This is a genomic window from Streptomyces sparsus (genome assembly GCF_054776295.1).
This window is the reverse complement of sequence record NZ_BAAHCA010001157.1, coordinates 1-1,346: the sequence shown is the minus strand read 5'-3', so window position 1 is coordinate 1,346 and position 1,346 is coordinate 1. Positions and strand designations below refer to the sequence as shown.

General features: G+C 72.9%; 2 protein-coding genes. Both read right to left on the bottom strand.

Annotated features, from left to right (window positions below; all coding sequences use genetic code 11):
- Positions 1-25 precede the first annotated feature (25 nt).
- Positions 26-187: a hypothetical protein gene (locus ACYVE9_RS27105; protein WP_461030531.1), complete on the bottom strand. Its 162-nt coding sequence runs from the start codon at positions 185-187 to the stop codon at positions 26-28.
- A 108-nt stretch (positions 188-295) separates the two neighbouring features.
- Positions 296-1,108 (bottom strand): LolA-like protein, encoded by an 813-nt coding sequence (locus ACYVE9_RS27100; protein ID WP_461030530.1) that lies wholly within the window; start codon positions 1,106-1,108, stop codon positions 296-298.
- Positions 1,109-1,346 lie beyond the last annotated feature (238 nt).

The following is a 1,346-nucleotide window of genomic DNA, read 5'->3' as shown; positions in this document are numbered from 1 at the left end:
CGCTGCCGCCCCGGGGCGGCCGGGGTCAGTGCTCCGGGGCCACCGAGCCCGAGGCCCGCAGTACTTCGTCGATCCGGTCGTCACTCAGCCGGTCGTCCGGCTCGGCCGCCGCCGCGATGATCAGCTCGCCGTAGAGCTCGATCTCGGCGAGGGCTTCCCGGTCCTGCACCGCGGGTTCCGCAGGCATCCTCGCCACCTCCTCGCACTTCCCCTTGCCGTGCCGTCGCGCACGTATCCGTCGCCCTGACACCCCAGAGTAGGGAGAGGGGCGCCGCCCGCACATGGCACTTACGGACTATTCGTCCGGCTCGGCGATCGTTCCCGTGTAGATGTCGCCCTGCTCCGGCGCCTCCACGTCAACGGCCGTACCGAACCCGTGCAGCGCGGTCACCGAGTTGACCTGCACCCCTTCGCCCGCGCCGTTGCTGAACACGAAGGCGTGCCGGACCTTGCGCAGCCGTCCCTGGCCGTCGAGGAAGACGTCGAAGGGAACGGTCTTCGTGGAGAACCCCTCCGCCGCGGCCGCCAGCTGCTGCCGTGAGCCCTCGGACGCCGCCTCCGCCGCCGCCACGAGGTCCGAGGTCCCCCGGTAGCGGTGGACCGTCTCGCCGTCGATCTGCGACCGTCCCACGTAGGTCACCCCGGCGGCGCCGCGGAGCAGTTCCGCGGCGCTGATCGGGTCGGTGACCCCGTGCGTGACGAGGTTCCCGTCCGAAAGCGCGGTGGTGTCCACCCGGACCCACTTGTCGGCGGGCACGCCCGCTCCGCGGTTCTTCATGTAGAGCGCGCCCGGCACGATCACCTCCGTCACCGGCCGCCGGTCGCGGTCCGGCAGCGTCACCTTCAGCCGACCGATGCGGCGGCGGTAGTCGAAGTCGCCCTCGCTCCGGATGGTGAGCACGGTGCCGCCACTGGCCATGTGCATCGCGGTGCGCGCCCGGGAGCTGCCGTTGCGGACCAGCACGTCCGCCACCCGGCGCACGTCCGCCACCGGATCGGACGGCTGCCCTTCCCCCGCGGCCGCGTCACGGCCGGAACAACCGGTCAGGCCGGTGTTCGTCAGGGCGAGAGCGAGCAGGGCCGCAGTCGTCCCTCTCCGCCTTCTCATCGCAGTCGACCCCCGTACCGGGATTGGTGGAACCCTTCCCGTTCAACGAGGGTCCGCGGGGACCGTCACGCCCGGTACCGTGGTCGGGTGCCCGACCTGGAGGACCTGCCGGCTGCCGGCCTGCACCACACGACGACCGACGAGCGGGGCTCCTTCGTGAGCGCGCGCTGTACCTGCGGGTGGCGCGGCCCCGCCCGCCGGTCCCGCGAAGGCGCCAGGGCCGACGCCCGCGCCCACC

What these genes read in the sequence shown, in the direction of transcription:
- ACYVE9_RS27105 (WP_461030531.1), bottom strand. Translation starts at nt 187, where the DNA reads ATGCCTGCGGAACCCGCGGTGCAGGACCGGGAAGCCCTCGCCGAGATC.
- ACYVE9_RS27100 (WP_461030530.1), bottom strand. Translation starts at nt 1,108, where the DNA reads ATGAGAAGGCGGAGAGGGACGACTGCGGCCCTGCTCGCTCTCGCCCTG.